This window comes from Oceaniferula spumae, from assembly GCF_042849255.1.
Taxonomy (GTDB): domain Bacteria; phylum Verrucomicrobiota; class Verrucomicrobiia; order Verrucomicrobiales; family Akkermansiaceae; genus Oceaniferula; species Oceaniferula spumae.
This window is the reverse complement of record NZ_AP026866.1, coordinates 1096967-1115728: the sequence shown is the minus strand read 5'-3', so window position 1 is coordinate 1115728 and position 18762 is coordinate 1096967. Positions and strand designations below refer to the sequence as shown.

12 protein-coding genes are annotated in these 18762 nt (G+C 51.1%); 10 read left to right on the top strand and 2 right to left on the bottom strand.

Annotated elements, in window-relative coordinates; translation table 11 throughout:
- Positions 1–9 precede the first annotated feature (9 nt).
- From ACSPJT_RS04660 to ACSPJT_RS04625, 8 genes are all read left to right on the top strand, one after another.
- The gene (locus ACSPJT_RS04660) at positions 10–1395 is read left to right on the top strand and encodes a sulfatase family protein (protein ID WP_435895203.1); all 1386 of its coding nucleotides are present in this window, start codon (positions 10–12) and stop codon (positions 1393–1395) included.
- Positions 1396–1406: 11 nt separating this feature from the next.
- Complete coding sequence (locus tag ACSPJT_RS04655; protein WP_435895202.1) at positions 1407–2783, top strand: sulfatase; 1377 nt, start codon at positions 1407–1409, stop codon at positions 2781–2783.
- 104 nt (positions 2784–2887) lie between these two features.
- Positions 2888–5827, top strand: coding sequence for a ThuA domain-containing protein (locus ACSPJT_RS04650; RefSeq protein ID WP_435895201.1), 2940 nt, complete (start codon positions 2888–2890; stop codon positions 5825–5827).
- A 119-nt stretch (positions 5828–5946) separates the two neighbouring features.
- On the top strand, positions 5947–7446 hold the full coding sequence (locus ACSPJT_RS04645; RefSeq protein WP_435896179.1) for an arylsulfatase: 1500 nt from the start codon (positions 5947–5949) through the stop codon (positions 7444–7446).
- A 23-nt stretch (positions 7447–7469) separates the two neighbouring features.
- Positions 7470–8846: an arylsulfatase gene (locus tag ACSPJT_RS04640; RefSeq protein ID WP_435895200.1), complete on the top strand. Its 1377-nt coding sequence runs from the start codon at positions 7470–7472 to the stop codon at positions 8844–8846.
- 58 nt (positions 8847–8904) lie between these two features.
- The gene (locus ACSPJT_RS04635; RefSeq protein ID WP_435895199.1) at positions 8905–10260 is read left to right on the top strand and encodes a sulfatase; all 1356 of its coding nucleotides are present in this window, start codon (positions 8905–8907) and stop codon (positions 10258–10260) included.
- 249 nt (positions 10261–10509) lie between these two features.
- Entirely contained in the window at positions 10510–12327 is a 1818-nt protein-coding gene (locus ACSPJT_RS04630) for an arylsulfatase (protein ID WP_435895198.1), read from the top strand.
- Positions 12328–12450: 123 nt separating this feature from the next.
- Positions 12451–13323, top strand: coding sequence for a ThuA domain-containing protein (locus ACSPJT_RS04625; protein ID WP_435895197.1), 873 nt, complete (start codon positions 12451–12453; stop codon positions 13321–13323).
- Positions 13324–13511: 188 nt separating this feature from the next.
- Here the strand turns inward: ACSPJT_RS04625 and ACSPJT_RS04620 are convergent, their stop codons facing one another.
- Both ACSPJT_RS04620 and ACSPJT_RS04615 read right to left on the bottom strand, forming a co-directional pair.
- On the bottom strand, positions 13512–14162 hold the full coding sequence (locus ACSPJT_RS04620) for a response regulator (protein ID WP_435895196.1): 651 nt from the start codon (positions 14160–14162) through the stop codon (positions 13512–13514).
- Positions 14159–16159, bottom strand: coding sequence for an ATP-binding protein (locus tag ACSPJT_RS04615; RefSeq protein ID WP_435895195.1), 2001 nt, complete (start codon positions 16157–16159; stop codon positions 14159–14161). Before ACSPJT_RS04615 ends, ACSPJT_RS04620 begins: the two co-directional genes overlap by 4 nt.
- 186 nt (positions 16160–16345) lie before the next feature.
- Here ACSPJT_RS04615 and ACSPJT_RS04610 point away from each other — a divergent pair, with 186 nt between their 5' ends.
- Both ACSPJT_RS04610 and ACSPJT_RS04605 read left to right on the top strand, forming a co-directional pair.
- Positions 16346–17032, top strand: a complete 687-nt coding sequence (locus tag ACSPJT_RS04610; RefSeq protein WP_435895194.1) for a PEP-CTERM sorting domain-containing protein — start codon at positions 16346–16348, stop codon at positions 17030–17032.
- A 112-nt stretch (positions 17033–17144) separates the two neighbouring features.
- The gene (locus tag ACSPJT_RS04605; RefSeq protein WP_435895193.1) at positions 17145–18713 is read left to right on the top strand and encodes a hypothetical protein; all 1569 of its coding nucleotides are present in this window, start codon (positions 17145–17147) and stop codon (positions 18711–18713) included.
- Positions 18714–18762 lie beyond the last annotated feature (49 nt).

Genomic DNA, 18762 nt, shown 5'->3' with positions numbered 1-18762 from the left:
CAGACAACGATGAAACTAACACTTTTTCGCCTCATCATATGGGCCTGTCTGCCGCTTTCAGGCAGTAGCATGGCCTTGGCGGCAGATAGATTGCCGAACTTCATCATCATCCTCACCGATGATCAGGGCTATCAGGATCTCGGTTGTTACGGGTCGCCTGACATCAAGACTCCTCGGATCGATCAGATGGCGAAGGAGGGGATGAAATTCACCAGTTTCTATGCACAGACAGTCTGTGGCCCGGCAAGAGCATCACTGCTGACCGGTTCCTATCCGATGCGCACTGAAAGGCCCGCTCATGACAACGGTCTCATGCCACACCCGGCTATGTCACTGAATGAAATCACGGTCCCTGAACTACTCAAACCACTCGGGTATAAAACTGGGATGGCTGGAAAGTGGGATCTCTCCGGAAGAAGAACCGGAGAGAAACCTAATTTTAGGGTCGGATTTGGTCCAGCCAATCAAGGTTTTGACTCCACATTTTGGGCGGAAACAAGCAAGTGCAAGATTATCAGAGTGGGTGAAAAAACGGTGAAGAAGAATCCGCCGATAGCTTCTCGAACCAAACTATTCACGGATAAGGCGATAGCGTTCATCGAAGAGAACAAAGGAGAGCCGTTCTTCTACTACCTTGCTCATCCCATGCCTCACACCAAGATCGATGCATCCCCAAAATTCAAAGGGAAATCTGCAGGAGGTCTATACGGCGATGTCATCGAAGAGCTCGATTTTCACACGGGCCGCTTACTGGATAAAGTCGCGGAATTGGGACTGGATGATCATACCTACATTATCTTCACCAGCGACAACGGCCCGTGGTTGGTGAAAGGAGATCATGGTGGACACGCAGAACCACTGCGCAGTGGCAAGACCAGCACCTATGACGGTGGTCTCCGTGTTCCTTTTATCATTCGCGCTCCCGGTAAAGTTCCGGCAGGCACTACCTCTGACCTCGTTACCGCAACCATCGATATTCTCCCTACGATCGCCAAAATAACAGGTGCAAAGCTACCCGACGATCGCGTGATTGATGGCCTCGATATCTCAGAGGTTTTCTATGGCAAACAAACTGAACTCGACCGCCCCTTCTTTTTCTATCAGCACCAAGCTCTCAGAGCGGTGCGCCAAGGCGATTGGAAACTCCATCTGCCCCATTCAAAGTTAGATAAAACCAAAGAAGGCGATATCTGGCAAAGTCATGTGCCTGCAAAAGATCGGCCCTACCTCACAGAACTCACGCTCTACAATCTCAAGGATGACATCGGCGAAACCACCAACGTCGCCAAGGAGCACCCCGAGATCGTCGAGAGACTGATGAAGCAGCTCGATTTTGCGAAAAAAGACATCGGCTATCACGATGTGATCGGTGAAAACTCCCGCCGGAAGAAGTGACTCATATTGAAATGAAATCAAAACAAACAACTCACGCTCTAACGGCCCTCTTCGCCGTGCTCTCTCTCTTTGCATTTTCAGCGCACGCAGCTACGCCCCCGCCTAACATTATCTTCATCATGGCGGATGACCTTGGTCCTGGCTGGGTCGATTTCGATGGCAGCAGTTCCAAGATCAATACGCCCAACCTTGAGCGGTTGGCTAAAAGCGGCATGGTCTTTACCAAGGCGTATGCCGCAGCCACCGTATGTTCGCCGACGCGTGCAGCCTGTATTACCGGCATGTCTCCAGCTCAGATTGGTCTGACCACCCACATTCCCGCCGTTGCAGGAAAAGAGCGGCCCGGACCGAAGGGAAATCCGAAGGATGCAGAATCGCTCAAGCATCTGCCACTCAACTTACCAAGCTATGCCCGTGAGTTGAAAAAGCAGGGCTACGCTACCGCATTTATTGGGAAGTGGCATTTGGCCGGCGAGGGGGCGAACAAAACCAAAGACGGAGTTGTGAATAGTGACTGGCACCCAGAGCATTATGGATTTGATAGCAACATCGGTGGCTGTGCTATGGGTGGGCCCGGCAAGGCGTGGTTTGAGCCTTACAGAAATGCGACCATCAAGAACCGGAAAAAAGGCGAATACCTCACCGACCGTTTGGGCGATGAGGCTGTCAGTTTTATCAAGACTCATAAGGATAAGCCCTTCCATCTGTCTTTGTGGTTTTATTCGGTCCACACACCTATCAAGGCCCCCAGGGATTTGGTGAAAAAGAACGGTGGTAATGCTTATTTGGCTATGCTCGAGAGCATGGATAACGCAGTGGGCAAGGTCTTGGCCGCTCTCGATGAGGCTGGGGTTAAGGACAATACCATGGTTGTTTTCTATTCTGATAATGGCGGCGACAAACCCACCGAGTGGCTGGCTGATAAAAAAGGTTCGCTGCTCGAAGGTGGACTCAGGGTGCCGATGGCAGTCACTTGGCCAGGAGTGATCAAGCCGGGAACAGAGACAGACGTGCCAGTCACCAGCATGGACTTTTTTCCTACCTTCGTGCACGCCGCCGGCGGCTCGACGAAGGACATTCCTCAGTTGGAAGGGCTCGACCTGAAGCCCTTGTTCCAAGGGGAAAACAAATTAGATCGTGATGCCTTGTTTTGGCATTACCCGCACAATCGACCTGATGTGACCTATTACATGGGCAGCTCCATTTTGATGGGCGATTGGAAGCTCTATCAGGGACTCGGAGTGAAGCCGGATGCCTTGTTCAACCTCAAAAAGGACCCCATGGAAACCAAGAATGTCCTGATGGCCAATCCTGAGCAGGCCGAGCGTATGCGCGGAAAACTCAAAGGCTGGCTCAGCAAGGTGAACGCGAAAATGCCTAAGAGTTAGACCCGATGAAAATACGGATACAAGAAACTAATCATAGCGCTGACTCAGAATGACAGTGGAGACTATTTCTGCGACCCATTCCTAATCTTATAAAAACAAATCATATGAAATCAAAACCAATCAACTACGTGCGAACAGTGATCTTGGCTGTTTGTTCATTTTCAGTTGTCCAGAATGCTTTCGCAGATGACGACGCTTCATCCAAGAAGACCGTCGTGTTTCTAACCGCTGATGACCTGCGACATAGCACAGGAACCCATGAGTTTTATGCAGGTGCCATGTTGCTCAAAAACTCTCTCGCAGAGAGTGAGCTAACAAAAAATGTAGAATGTAAAGTCATCAACAACTGGGCCGGTGATGCTTCTCAACTTACGGGTGCAGACTTGGTTGTTCACTATTACGGGGGCAATAAGTTCCATCTCCTGAATAAAAATCATCAAGTCGTCCGCAGCTTGGCCGACAAGGGGGTGAGCCAGATGTTCATGCACTATGCCTGCGATCCCGGTTCAGCCGAGTCGGATAAGGCGGTCAAGGACTGGACTGGAGGTGTGTATAAAGACAAGTTTTCCAGCAACCCCGTCTGGACGATTGATGCCCAGCTTACAGCTCACCCAATCAACAATGGGGTCGATCAATACCAACTCAAGGATGAGTGGTATATGAACATCGATTTCGAATCCGATCTCAAGTTTACAAAAACAGCGCCCAAGGCAGGTGAAACTCATTGTGTGATGCATGGCACCCATGAAGCGGTCAAAGGTATTGGGAAGATAAAAAGAGTTGTTGGGGATAAACCTACGAACTCGCAACTCACGGTGTTCTGGGCAAAAGAGAACCAGAACGGCGGACGTGGCATGGCGGTAACCGGTGGTCACTTTCATGCGAATTGGGGGAATGAGCAATTTAGAAAACAGGTTCTGAACGCCATTGTATGGGGGTTGAAACTGGACGTTCCGGCTCAAGGAATCGTCAGCCCACGTGTTACTCCTGCCATGCTCCGTGCGAACATGGACGAGCGGAAGAAAGGATTCAAAAAAGTCGGTCAGTCCGCGCAATCAACCAAGATGACAGCTGACGCAGCGGAGAAAAAAAATCCACCCAAGAGGAACGCTAGAAAGCCGAAGAAAAGAGCGCCGAAAAAGAAAATCCCCAAAGTGGATGTAGGGGTGCATCCCTTGTTCACTCTGCAGAATTTGGATTTTTTAGGTGATGATACTCTGAAAATATCAGGGATGTGTTTCCACGGGAACTCACTGTTTGTGACCACCATGAGTCCGGACCGCACTAACAAGAAGCCTGATCACAATGGAAAAGTTCTCCGCATCGACCATATCAAAGAGGCAGGCCTGAATGGTAAAAAAATCTCTGTCACGGAGCTCTGTGGTGGCCTCTACGAACCAGCTGCCATTGCGGTGGTTGGCGATTCGATCTATGTCGGCGAGAAACATCGCATCATCCGTTTTGACGGCGGTGTAAAAAAAGATCAATTGGATGCTGGGAACGCGACTGTGATGATTGATGGCACATCAACTAAGAATTTCCACACCTACACAGTCGGTTTTGAGAAGTTCGAGCGCGATGGAAAGACATTCCTCTGCGGTAATTTCACCACCGCCATTGTGCTGGGTGGAAAGAGGGACAAGATGATCCCACCGAATAAAGATGTTCACCGTGGATCTAATTTTATCTTAGGCCCTGTGACAGGAAATGAATCGGCTTCTGATATCAAACTGGAATATTTCGCCGGTGGTTTCAGAACTCCGAATGGTGTGGAAGTCGGCCCGGACAATGTGGTCTATGTCGCGGATAACCAAGGGATTTTCAACCCGTCTAACGAGTTGCACCGAATCGAGCCAGGGTCATTCTATGGCCACTATCTCTATACTGAAAATGGCAGAGCTGCCGCCTTCCAGCCGAAGGGTGTCGAGCCGGAAGAGGGTAGCCCTAGCGGTCAGCAGCGCACCACCGTAAACTTGCCACAAGGAACGGTGGCCAACTCACCTGCGCAGCCGCATGTCATTCATGACCGGAAAGGCGTCCTTGCTCGATACAACGGACAGATCTTACTCTGTGAATTCACCAAAGGAGAGATCCTGCGTGTGGCGATGGAGGAGGTCGATGGCGTCTGGCAGGGTGTTGTGTTCAGACACTCGTCCGGTGTTGCTGATAAAAATGGAAACAACGGCTTCACAGGTGGACCTAACCGACTGGAACTAGGTCCGGATGGAAATTATTATATCGGCCAGATTGGTGCTGGCCGCCTTTGGGAATACAACGGTCGTCAGCACGGTCTGCAACGTTTTGCGGTGAAGCAAAAAGCGCCCTCCGATTTCAATGAAATCGTGAACGTCAATGTGGTCGACGGGGGATTTAAGTTAGAGTTCTATCGTCCGGTGCCTGAAGGATCTATCAGCGCCGAAGATCTGGCTATTTCACAATGGACCTACCAGCCAACCCAAAATTATGGTGGACCTCCTAAAGGCACGTTCAAACTGAAGGCAGCCAGTCTGGAGTTTAACTCGGACAGAACCAGTGCCATTCTGAAAATCAACGGTCTCAAGGACGGCAGTGCCAAATACGTTCTGAAACAGGGGAATTCCAGCAGTGAGAACAGCGGTTGGGTCACCCACGTTAAGTTTGATCCCAAAGTGAATGGCAAATCGGTTTTCCACACCAAGGAGTTCTGGTATACCTTACACCGCAAGATTGGAGGCAAGGAAGCCGCCGCAAACGAGATTGCAGAATTAAGCGATGACGAACAGATCGAGCTGAAATTCCAAAGCCTCTGCATGGCCTGTCACCGTGAGACAGACGCCGGCTGGGCTGCGCCGAATCTAGCAGGTATACTCGGACGGAAACAGACGGTGATCCGTGACGGCAAAGAGGTCAACGTGACCGTGGACCGTGACTACATCATCAACGCGATTCTGAATCCCGCCGCAGAGAAGCCAAAAGCATTCAAGGATGCGATCATGGCTCCGTTAGGGCTGGAGAAAAAAGAAGCTGGAGCATTGGCCGATTATATTATCGGACTGAAAAAATAGTTTCCAGCTTTGGAAAATGAAGACCGCAGAGTAGTAGTCAGATAGCCATTTCCTCACCCACCGATTAAATCATGTTATTCAAAAAAAAGAGTCTGAGAATCCTAAGCCTCGCCGTGTTGATGGCCTTACCGTGTGGAAGCATCCTGAACGCGGCTCCCGCCAAGCGTCCCAATGTGATTCTGATCTATGCCGATGACTTGGGTATCGGGCTGCTCGGGTGTTACGGGCAGAAAATGATCACGACTCCGAATATCGACCGCTTGGCCGAGCAAGGAATGAAGTTCAATAACTACTACGGAGGTGTGCTCTGCGCCCCAGCGCGCTGGACTTTGTCAACGGGCATGCACGACGGTCGTATGGGTGGCTGGAAACAGAATGCTCCCGGTTTACTGATCAGGCTGGACAAGAAGAACACGCCCGAGAAAGAAGCGAACAAAGCACTGGATGAGTATGTCAAAAAATCATCTGTCCCGATCCCCAATAACGAAGTGTTTCTTGCTCAGATCGCCCAAAAGGCAGGCTACAAAACCGCGCAGTTTGGGAAACTCGATGTCGGGTTTCTAACCAATCACGAACGCGTCAAACGCTTCGGCTGGGATTTTTACGAAGGTTACTATAGCCATAGCCGCTGCCACGGATTTTATCCACCCTATCTCTGGCGCAACGGCGAGCGATTTCAGCTGAAGGGAAATACCCGTGCCGATTGTGGCAAGATGAGTGAGAAAGGTGACGAACCAGTCGGCGCCGGTGGTGAAACTTATTCTCAAAATGTGTTCATCGACGGGATTCTCAAATTCATTCGCGAACACAAAGATGAGCCGTTTTTCCTCTATCATTCGACGCAGTTGCCACATGGACCAGTCGCCATTCCCGAACTCCACCCGGATTTTGCCAACAAGGATGGTCTCTCACTGGCTGAGAAGAAATACGCCTCCATGGTGAAGATGTTAGACGACCACGTCGGCCTGATCATGAAAGAGCTCAAGGAACAGGGGTTGGACGAGAATACCATCGTTGCCTTCACCTCCGACAACGGTCACGAGATGTATTACGGGCCAAAGAAGAATGTGCACAAGAAACTGGCCAACGGCGAGCCGGCCAACCTTACCGATAAAAAGTGGCGCACTTCGAACGGGGGAGATGTGTTCGACGGCGCAGGTGGCAGAGCCGGACTGAAACGCGCCGCTTATCAAGGCGGTATGCAATGCCCGATGATCGTCCGTTGGCCAGGGAAAATCGCACCCGGCACAGAAACCGACATTCTCAGCGCTCACTACGATTTTATGGCCACTTTGGCAGGAGTTGTCGGCACGAAGACACCCGCCGGCAAAGACAGCATTTCCTATCTGCCCACATTGTTAGGAAAGCCGCAAAACGAACGGCATGACTATGTGATCGTCAATAACGGTTTCAGTACCATGGGGCGAACCGCTCTCATCTCCAAAGACGGCTGGAAGCTGATCGAAGTGGATCGCAAGAAAAACGCATATCAACTGTATAACCTCAAGCAGGACAATGAAGAACGCCATGATCTGGCGTCGAAGCATCCTGAGAGGGTCTCAAGTCTAAAGAAAATCCTGCTACGCGAACTGAATTCCGCGCGCCCTGACATCCAATAAACCGAAGTCATCAAACTATAACTATGAAACTTAAAACTCTGTTAGCCCTGCTTCTTATGAGCAGTTCCGCCTTTGCCGATAGCAAACCGAACGTGATTTACATCTTAGCCGATGACCTGGGAATCGGCGATCTCGGCTGTTACGGGCAGAAGAAGCTCAAAACTCCCAACATCGATCGCCTGGCCGATGAGGGAATGAAATTCAGCGACCACTACTCGGGTAACACCGTCTGTTCACCGTCACGTGCTGTGCTGATGACGGGGCAGCATCCGGGCCATGTGCATTGTCGTGGCAATGGAAACGAAAACAAATTCGCCCTTGATCCCAAGATGACGACCTTGCCGCGACTCTTCAAAAATGCCGGCTACGCCACCGGTGCTTTTGGTAAGTGGGGGCTGGGAGAAACGAATCTCAAGGGTGCGCCCAATCCCCTGACTCACGGCTTCGACCACTACACCGGCTGGAAGAGTCAAATGATCGCGCACACATACTACCCCAGCAGCATCGTGCGCGACGGAGAAGAGGTTCCGATGGAGGAGGGCACATTCGTGCACGACCTGATCATGGCCGATGCGATGAAATTCATCGAAACCAGTGTGAAGGAAGGGAAGCCGTTCTTTTGTTATATCCCCACAGCCGTTCCTCACGCCGCCATGCACGCACCGAAAGAGATGCACGAAAAGTGGCGCAAGGTGTTTCCCGAATTTGACAACAAGATCGGCAAGTATGGTGCCGGCCCTACAGAGAAATGTCCGCCGGTGCAGAATCCGATTGCTGGATTCGCAGCGATGATGGAGAACCTCGATAACCAAATCGGATCAATGCTCGATCTGTTAGTGAAACTCAAGGTCGATGAAAATACGATTGTGATTTTCTCAAGCGACAATGGCACCCACGTCGAAGGTGGCCACAATCCGAAGTTCTGGGACTCCAACGGCCCATTGCGCGGACACAAGCGAGACCTCTACGAGGGCGGCATCCGCACCCCGTTCCTAGTCCGCTGGCCTGGCAAAATCAAAGCCGGAAGCCAGAGCGATCACCTCAGTGCCTTCTGGGATATCCTCCCAACGATGGCTGAGCTAACAGGCCAAGAGGTTCCTGAGCAAAACGACGGCATCTCCATCGTGCCAACCCTCTTGGCCAAGGGCGAACAGAAGAAACATCCATACATCTATCACGAATTCATCAGAGGAAATGCGAAGTCCTACACCGCAAGATCACTTCGTCAAAATGACTGGAAAGTCGTGCAGACTGCGAAGAAGGGTGGGGGATTTAGCCCGATTGAACTCTACAACCTGAAGAAAGATCCAGGTGAGACCAAGAACCTCGCCAAACAATACCCGGAGATCGTTTCCAAACTGGAAGGTTTCATGAAGGAGGCCCACAAGCCATTGAAATAACGATCTCGCGACCAGTCAAAACACAGGATCCTGCCATACAATGATGAAGCGCCTTCGCATGAAACCACTCACGGCCTTAACCCTGACCTTGGGCCTGTTAGTGACCTGTGTCTCCGCCGATGAAAAACCGAACATCGTCTTCATCATGGCAGACGATCTCGGCCCCGGATGGGTTGACTTCGATGGCAGCAGCAAGGAGATCAATACGCCGAACTTGGAGCGCATGGCGAAGAGTGGTATGGTTTTCAATAGGGCTTACGCGGCAGCCTCCGTTTGTTCACCCACACGTGCGGCGTGTATTTCCGGCATGTCACCGGCGGCACTTAAGCTGACCACTCACATTCCCGGTCTCGCCGGCAAACGTCATCCGGCACCGAAAGGGGAGCCGACTGATGCCATGTCGATCAACCAGTTGCCGCTGGATTCTCCAAGCTATGCGCGTGAGCTGAAGAAGCAGGGCTACGCGACCGCCTTCTTTGGCAAGTGGCATCTCGCTGGTGAAGGATCGATCAAAACCAAAGACGGCATGGTCGCTCCGAAGTTTCACCCTGAGCACTTCGGATTCGATATCAACATCGGCGGCTGCGCCTACGGTCAGCCAAAGTCCTGGTTCGATCCTTTCAAGAACGGGACGATCAAGAATCGTAAAAAAGGTGAGTATCTAACCGACCGACTTGGCGACGAGGCGGTGGCATTCATCAATGCGAACGCGGACAAGCCGTTCCACATTTCACTCTGGCTCTACTCGGTTCACACCCCGATCAAAGCCCCTAAAGATCTGGTGAAAAAAAATGGCGGCAATGCTTATCTGGCGATGTTGGAGAGTATGGACGGAGCCGTGGGCAAGGTGCTAGATGCGCTGGAGAAAAAAGGACTGCGTGAGAATACCATGGTTATTTTTTACTCTGACAATGGCGGGGACAAACCGACCAAGTGGCTTGCCGAGAAAAAGGGGTCGTTGTTAGAAGGTGGGCTCCGCGTGCCAATGGCCGTGACCTGGCCCAAGGTAATCAAGGCCGGAACCCAAACGGATGAGCCAGTCAACACCATGGATTTTTTCCCAACATTTGTTCACGCAGCAGGTGGCTCCACTGAGGGAATCAAGCAACTCGAAGGCTACGACCTGATGCCACTTTTTCAAGGGAAAGAGAAATTGGATCGCGATGCCCTCTACTGGCATTACCCACACAACCGCAAAGGTGTGAAATACAATATGGGCAGTGAAATCATCGCCGGGGATTGGAAATTCTACCTTGGCTACGGCAAGACCAAAGACGCGCTTTACAACCTGAAGAAGGACAGCATGGAAAAGGACAACGTGCTGGCGCAACACCCAGAGGTCGCAGACAAAATGCGAGTCAAACTGGAGAAGTGGCTGAAAAGCGTCGATGCAGAAATGCCTGTGATACCTTAACTCCGATTACCTACTATGAAAAATATGACATGGCGAGTGGCCGCAGCACCGCTGGAGCAGACCAAGCGAATGATGCCAAAGTCATCAAGCTGTGGAAGTGGTGTGGAGTTAATCCTCACTCAAAGCTCATGCGTTTATAGGTTAAATGACCGATAGACGTATTTTACGCTTTGGCTCACGCTGAAATTGAATTTAATGAGACTGGAATTTTTCCAGCAACACTGTCGAACAGCAACCAACCAACCCAGGATGAAATTAATCAACCAGCTCCTTATTACTTCTCTCGCGCTGATCGCGCATACGGCTTCTGCGCAGGATGCGAAGCCGAACGTCATCATTGTCATCACCGATGACCAAGGCTACGGAGATTTCGGATTTACCGGCAACCCGGTCATCCAGACCCCAACCATCGATAAATTACGTAAGCAGGGGACTCTGCTGAATAATTTCCACGTCGATCCCACTTGCGCACCCACGCGCGCCGCGCTGATGACGGGACGCTACTCTGACCGCGTCGGAGTATGGCACACGGTGCAGGGGCGCAGCATGCTCCGCCGCCGCGAGGTCACCATGGCCAATATCTTTGGCGACAACGGCTACGCCACAGGAATGTTTGGTAAATGGCATCTGGGCGACTGTTATCCCTACCGTCCGGAAGACCGCGGTTTCCAGCACATTGTTTACCATGGTGCTGGCGGTGTTGGTCAGGCTCCGGACTACTGGGGCAACGACTATTTTGACGACACCTACATCGTCAACGGCAAACACAAGCGTTTCAAAGGCTACTGCACCGATGTCTGGTTTGATGAAGGCATCAAGTTTATCAAGGCTAACAAAGACAAGCCGTTCCTCGCCTACATCTCCACCAATGCACCACACAGTCCGCTCTACTGCCCTACGAAATACAGTGAGCCCTACAAAGGTAAGAAAGGCGTACCGACTCCTGAGTTCTACGGCATGATCACCAACATTGATGATAACATGGCCAAGCTCATGAAGATGCTTGACGATGAAGGTCTGGCTGAAAATACGATCCTGATTTTCATGACCGACAACGGCACGGCAGGCGGCTTGGACGGAGGTCGTGGTTACGATGGTAACATGCGCGGGAAGAAAAACTCAGAGTATGACGGTGGCCACCGTGTGCCATTCATTATCCGCTGGCCTAACGGAAAAATCGAAGCTGGTAAATCCGTCGAGAATCTAACGGCGCACATCGATGTTCTGCCGACATTTGTCGACCTATGCGGACTTGAGGCTCCATCGACCAAATACGATGGCAGCAGCCTGCGTGACCTGCTTTACACCGATGGCAAGAGCTGGAAGGAGCGAGCTCTGATCGTGGAATCCCAGCGTGTAGTTACTCCTATAAAATGGCGTAAGTCCGCAGTGATGACCGATCAATGGCGCTTGGTGAACGGCAAGGAACTCTTCAATCTGAAAGACGACCCCAAACAAGTCAATGACGTGGCCAAGCAGCACCCTGAAGTATTCGAGCGTCTGCGTGGCGAATATGAAAAATTCTGGAGTGATGTTTCCCGCGAGCACGACCTCACCAGCTACATGGTGATTGGCTCGGATAAGTCACCGATCGTGACTCTCTCCTCGCACGACTGGTTGATCGATAAGCTGCCACCATGGCATCAGAATCACATCATGGGCGGTGCAGTAGCCGAAGTTTCCAACTGGGCCATCGAAGTGGAACGCGATGGAGACTATGAAATCTCCCTGCGCCGCTGGCCGGTAGAAGCCGACAAAGGCATCAACGACGGCACCTACGGCAAGGCCTTCGATTTCCAGAAAGCACGCATGCGCATCGGCGATATCGATCAGACCAAGGACATTCCTGCCGGAGCCAAAGAAGTTACCTTTAAGGTCTCACTTAAAAAAGGCCTCACCAAACTCTCGCCGATCTTCATCGGCAAGAAACTCTCGGCGACTCCATATTACGCCTACGTGACTCATCAGCCCAAGGATGGCTGGCAGACACCGGAGGGTATGGGCATCCCTGTCTATGATCCTGAATACGGTGAACGTCCGCCAGCGAGAATCAAAAACAAGCGATAAAAAGGGGAGTGGCAAGAGCCTGGCCCCAGAAATAGAAGCTTAATCTAACCAATCCCTGCAACGGCTGGCTCAATGATATAGCCAGCCGTTTTTGGCTTCAATAACACTCGAGATAACATCAAAATGAAAACACTCATTACCCTATTAGCCACCGCCATACTCACAACCATCTGGTGCAACGCCGATGAGAAACCCCACGCGGTCATTGTAGTCGGCACCTATCATTACTCACCTCAGAAAACGATGCCCAAGTTCGCGGAAGAACTCGAGCGGCTCGGATTTAAAACCACCGTGATCAATCCGGATTGGGAAGCGGAAAAAGACAAACGTGGATTGCCTGGTCTGGAGGCTTTGGCGAAGGCGGACGTAGCGGTCTTTTTCACACGATTCATGAAGCTGGAAGATGCGCAGCTCAAGCACATCACCAGTTATCTGGAGTCAGGCAAACCTGTAGTGGGATTCAGAACCAGCACCCACGCATTCAATTACCCGGCCGGACACAAAAATCATGGATGGAACAGTGACTTCGGAAAAGATGCTCTCGGAACACCTTACAAAATTCACCTCGTGGGTGGGACTACCGTTCAATTGGCAGAAGGTGCGGAGAAACATCCTATTCTAACGGGTGTCGACTCCACTGCAAACTGGAAGTCGCCCGGAACACTCTACCTGACAAAACTCGAGCCTGGGACCAAGCCCTTACTTGTCGGCACCGGCAAATCGAAAAGAGTAGGTGTGGTCAAAAATGGCTTTGGTACACACGATTTGAAAGCGGAAATGACGGACACCATCGCCTGGACATGGAAAAACAAATGGGGGGGTCGCACTTTTACCACCTCTTTGGGCCATGCGGGTGACTTCAACGTTCCTCAGTCAATGCGCGTCATGGTCAATGGTGTATTCTGGGCCGCAGGTCAGCCTGTACCAGCTAAGGATGTAAAGATAGAGACGTTCACCTTGGGTAAGGCAGCTCCAGCCAAGAAATCTAGACCCTGAGCTTTACAGCCTAGAACAACGCCGATCACAGAATGCGCTTCAATGATTGGACGTTGATGAGCGCAGATTTTCCTGCGCAGGAGGAAGTAGTTTTCCTAGATATCTCATTTAATCCAGGTCGTCCTATCTCAATATTACGGCTTTATTGTGCTACCTATTGCGCAGCTTAAAGAGAAGTGAGGGCGCAATCACTTCTGGCGAAAGATTCCCATGCTGTGCGCTTTATGGATCGCTGAAGGGGCGTTTGGGACATTGAGCTTTTCGTAGATGTTTCGGATATATTCACTCACTGTGTGAACGCTGAGGCCTAGCTCTGTGGCAATCTGTTTTTGGGCTAAACCCTCGGCAATCAGAGTCAGTATTTCGAGTTCACGTTTGGTTAGCAAAGCATTAGATGCAGGTTCTGATAGTTGCTCTTGCAGGGTGTCCATAATGAACTTGGCAAGGTTGGGATCCAAGATCGCTCCTCCAGCACAGACATGCTTAATGCCGTCGATGAGTTGCGCCATCGATGAGGACTTCAAGAGATAACCCGAAGCGCCGGAGCCAATGGCTTGCAGCACATCGGCCTCTTTGTCGGACTGAGTGAGGATGACGATTTTTGCATCTGGCACGATTTTTTTGATGAGGGGAATCGCCTCCAGCCCAGTCATCCCTGGCAGGTTCAAATCGAGTAATACCAAATCGGGAGCATCGGTTTCCAGACTACGAAGCGCGATCTCTACGGTGCCGAACTCACTGACCAGCTCCATATCCATCCTATCTTCCATGGCACAAATAATCCCTTTGCGATAGGCCATACTATCTTCAATCAGTGTCAGACGTAGTTTCGGTTTCATTGGTTCCAGAAGTTCCATTTTCGAGGTTTGATTCTAAGTGTTACAAGGGTTCCATTCTCAGAGGAACCGTTGACCGACAAATTAGCTTTGAGTAAACGTGCTCGACGTTTGAGCGACTCGGGAGCCATCTTTCCAGGAGCAGAATTAAAGCCACAGCCGTTATCGCGTATAGCTAGATGAATCTCTTTTTTATCTGCCTTCAGATGAGTTTTTACCCGAGTTGCGCCAGAGTGTCTGATGATGTTGATCAGGCTCTCATGGTAAAAAAGAAACAGTCCAGCACGTCTTCGCGGAGAGAGCAGCTGCAACATCTCCTCGTTCTCAAACTCTTCTTCATGCTCCAGGTCTGTGAGTAAATGCTCCGCCACCCGCTGCATTTCCGCCGTTAGGTTTTCATACAGCTCCTTGGCCTCTAACATGTTGGTGGTGTAGCGAGCGGTCTTTCCAGCATGATCGGTGAGGATTCTCACTTCTTCGACATACCGTTTCAGCTTGCTCCATTGTTGATCGTCGCCAGCCTTGTCAGCCTCCTGTTTCGCCAAGTCACCGAAGAGGGCAATGGCGTGAAGATTGGCGCCTAGTTCATCATGTAAATTTGCAGCGATTCTCTTGCGGGTATGTGCGATCGCTTGTTCCCGACGTTGCCGACCAACGAGGATGGCGATCACCGTTCCAGCTGCCAGTGCTGCCACCGTCCAGGCTAAGACCTGCATCGTTTTCTTCTGATTGGAGTAGCGGGAATTGAGTTCAGCGACAACTTGAGGTCTCTCCTTTTCCAAATCATGGCGTCTCGAAAGTTGGTTCATCCACTCGCGGACGGGAAGGATGGCCCCGTAATAATTCAATCCATCTGTTAGTTGATCGAGTATTTCGTCGCTAGCAGTTAAATTTTGACTCGCTTTGACAGGCATCCTGAGTGCCACATTATGCCCATTGGCCATCACTTCTATTTCCGAAAAAGCAATTCCCTGCTGTCTGCCCTTCAGCAAGATCACAGGCCGGTGATCAACGATGGTGATGCGGACGTAACGGCACATGGTTTTCTCGAATCTCCGCATGATGATGGGGCCACTATCGAGGATGGATCGTTGTATATCTTCAAAGAGAAGAGCCTCAGAATCAAACTCGGCATTCATCGATCCTGTAACGCGTATATGCCGAGGAACTCCCCAGTTACTAAACGTTTCCATGGGAATCGAGTGGGTAATGTCTGCCGAATGCAAGATGACTTCATTGATCTCACGAGGTTCCTGCAGATCGATGGTCAAAGTTGGCATGGACGAATTTTTAGTCACGTCCATTAGCTTCGTCTGACTTCGCGCACCATGGGTGGCATCCATCCGGAATGGAGTGAATCCATCCGTCAGTTGCTGTAGCGGAAACCGGTGCGTTCTGGACTCGGGCACTCTGACAGGCTTTCTCAGGGCGACGTTTTCCAATCCGCTGAAAACCATGATTTCGGCAAGCTGCAGCATGTATTTGTGATCGGAGATGCGTGGTGAGAGATGGCTTGCCTCAATTCTGACCCATGAAGTTTTGACCGGCGCAAAAGTTACCGCCAATGGTGCCAGTCGTGGCAGAAGTTCATCTTTCAGATCGCGGGATGCTACGACCTTTCTTGAATTGTCATTACCCACATAAACCTTGAATGCCTGAGGAAAACCCTCAGCTCTAATTCCGGCCTCAGGGTCTCGAAACAGCGTTGGCACCAAGACGACCTGATCCACCGTGACTTCTTCGCCAAGATCGATATGAAACCACTCTCGGTTCTCTGCGCTTGCGTATGCTTTCGACCTGTATCCCACACTACCCGTTCCGTTACGAAGAGTGATTTGCGCCAAGTCCTCGAGTTCAGTATCAATATCGTTCAACCGCTGTTCGAGTTCTGGTAGAGACAGATCTTGCAGTGAAACTGGGGCGGATTCCGCCATATCAGTCACCATAAGAACGACGGTGATCAGGCTGAGCCACACGGAGATATTTTGGATTGCTGACATCAATGAATAGCTGTCTCAAGATAAGTGCTGTGGGTAAAATACAGGTTTTTCTTTTTTCAACAAGGTAAGCTATCCCCTGAAAATAGGGGGTAGGCAGACTGCTGTATCGGGATACTCTCACAGACCGACGCTAGGAAATATTGATCCTACGGTGAAAAAAACACTAATCCTATACACAGAAAAACTATGAAATTATTAATATCAGCAACAGCCTTACTTATGACGGGCGGCTTGGCATCAGCGGCTCTCGTTACCTATTCAGGCGACATCTCGGACGCAAGGACAATCGGATCCGTCGACAGTCTTCGTCAGACTGACTCCGCAACCATCCTTGTTGGGGGCTCTGTTACTGTGACAAGTGCAAGCACAACCAATGCCACCATTGGCCAACTTGCTGCAGGAAGCTTCACCATTGACGGCGGCTCGCTCTCTGTCGATGTCAGTGCCTCATTTCTTCTCGGCAACGGCAACAACGGCAACGGCATCGTCACCCTGATCGATGGATCGTTCACTGCCAACCCTACGGGGACATTTTTCATCGGTAGGGACAACGCCTCTGGCTTGCTAACTATCAGTGGTGGTACAGCGAATTTTGGTGTAGCTCCCACATTCGATAATACAGGCGGAAACGGAACGATTGATTTCACATTGAACAGTGCAGGCACACTGACGATCGCCGGTGCCGATGAGAGCTATTATCAGAATCTTTACGACACCACGAACGATCTCACTTATGATGGTGGAAATACCGCAGCCTTTGCTGACGTATTCGTGGTGAATGGTTCAACTCTCAGCCTTGTGCCAGAGCCCAGCTCCATGGCCCTCCTGCTCGGTGGTGCTGGCGTGCTGCTTCTGCGTCGCCGTCGTTGTTAACATCACTTGGAATCTCTTTAAACCAAGGACTGACGGATGATCGGTTCTTGGTTTTTTTATTCCAGGCCTTATCTTTGCCCTTATAAACTCAGGCTACTACTCAATCAATTTCATGAATCCAAAACCGATCCGAATCACCATCATTGTCACAGCTCTTAGCTCTACGTTAAGTCTAACAGCTTTAGCCGGGCCGTGGGTCCTCGACACCCAAGAGCAATGGGTGAAAGGTATCGCTCAGAAAGAGGGGCTCGAAATCAAAGATGGTATGGCTGCTCCTACTGCCAAAAAAGCGACCATCCAGAGCGCCATGAAGTCGTTTCCTGAGAAACGCAAGGCAACATCCATCACCCTCAGCCAGTCGCCGGTTTGGCTCAATTGGCAGCCGGTCAAGAACATCGGGCCATCAAACCTTACAGATGCGCCCGTTTTTCTCCAACTGGGTCCGGACAACTACTGGATGTTTGGCAAATACGGCAAGCTGGGCAACAAAGGTCAAGCTGCCGGAAAACCTGCCAAGCTGGAGGGCTTCGATATACCACTGACCACTACCGCTCACCCCCACCAGTTCACTGCGCCTGGTGGTTTGGTGAAATCCTTGGGCGGATATCACGCGTGGCAGAGCAAGGATATGGTGAACTGGGTGCACCACGGTCCGGTTTCTGATCATCAATCGCGCTGGATGACCACGGCGGAGGTCGTCGATGGCAAAGTCTTCTTCTACTATGACTTCCCCAACGATCAAGACCCGCACCTCATCATCGACGAGGATCTGACGGACGGAAAAATTGGCAACAAGGTCGGCATGGCATTCAAAGATCCATCCGATGGTTCCGACTGCGCCATCATCCGTGACCTCGAAGGCAAGTTCCACATCATCTATGAGGACTGGAGCCCTATCGATGCCAGCCGGCACGCCTGGGACTCACCCCTCGCTGGTCATGCCGTCAGCGATGATGGCAAAGGAGATTTTAAAATCGTTAAACCAGCGGTCGATGAACGCACCAAACCGACTGGGAAGTTCGCCGAATTCCTTCACCCACACTGGCACAAGGAAGATCCTGAAAACTACCCTGGCAAAGTCTACGGCGGCAAGAAAACCTACCATGGCATCAAGCCCGGCCAGAAGGCAGCATTTTCCAAATACGAAATCCATGAGCCGGCGCAAAATGCCTACGGTGACTGGGCCGCGATCTCCGTTGGCGGCCAGTATTATCTTTTCTGTGATTTCGATCCCTCCACTGCGCATGGTGACAAGAAGGCGATGAGTGTGGCCTGGTTCACCTCCTCCAGCATCGATACGCAGTTCAGCTTCTGTGGTAATCTCGGCAGCGGGCACCCTGATCCGGACATCATGTTTGCCGAAGGGAAATTCTACCTCGCGACCCAAATGAACACCGATTACGTCAGCTCCGGACCATGGGTCGATGGCGTGGAAGTGCGTGTCGGCGTGGATACCGATAAAGACGGGAAATCCGACCAATGGACTGACTGGAAGGAGGTCAAGGAAAGCTACGACTACATTCCAGGCTTCGCTAAACAAGTAGCCAAGACTCCCGCCCAGCTCGACCTCAGCAAGCTTCCAGCAGCTTATGGTTTCCAGTTTGAAATCCGCCTAACAGACACCACCGAAAATGAGTCCAAGCCGATCATCGATTCCGTGAGGTTCCAGTTTGAAAAATAACGTCCTCATTATAAAGCCAGATCAACGGCTAAATAATCTCCCTTTTCCT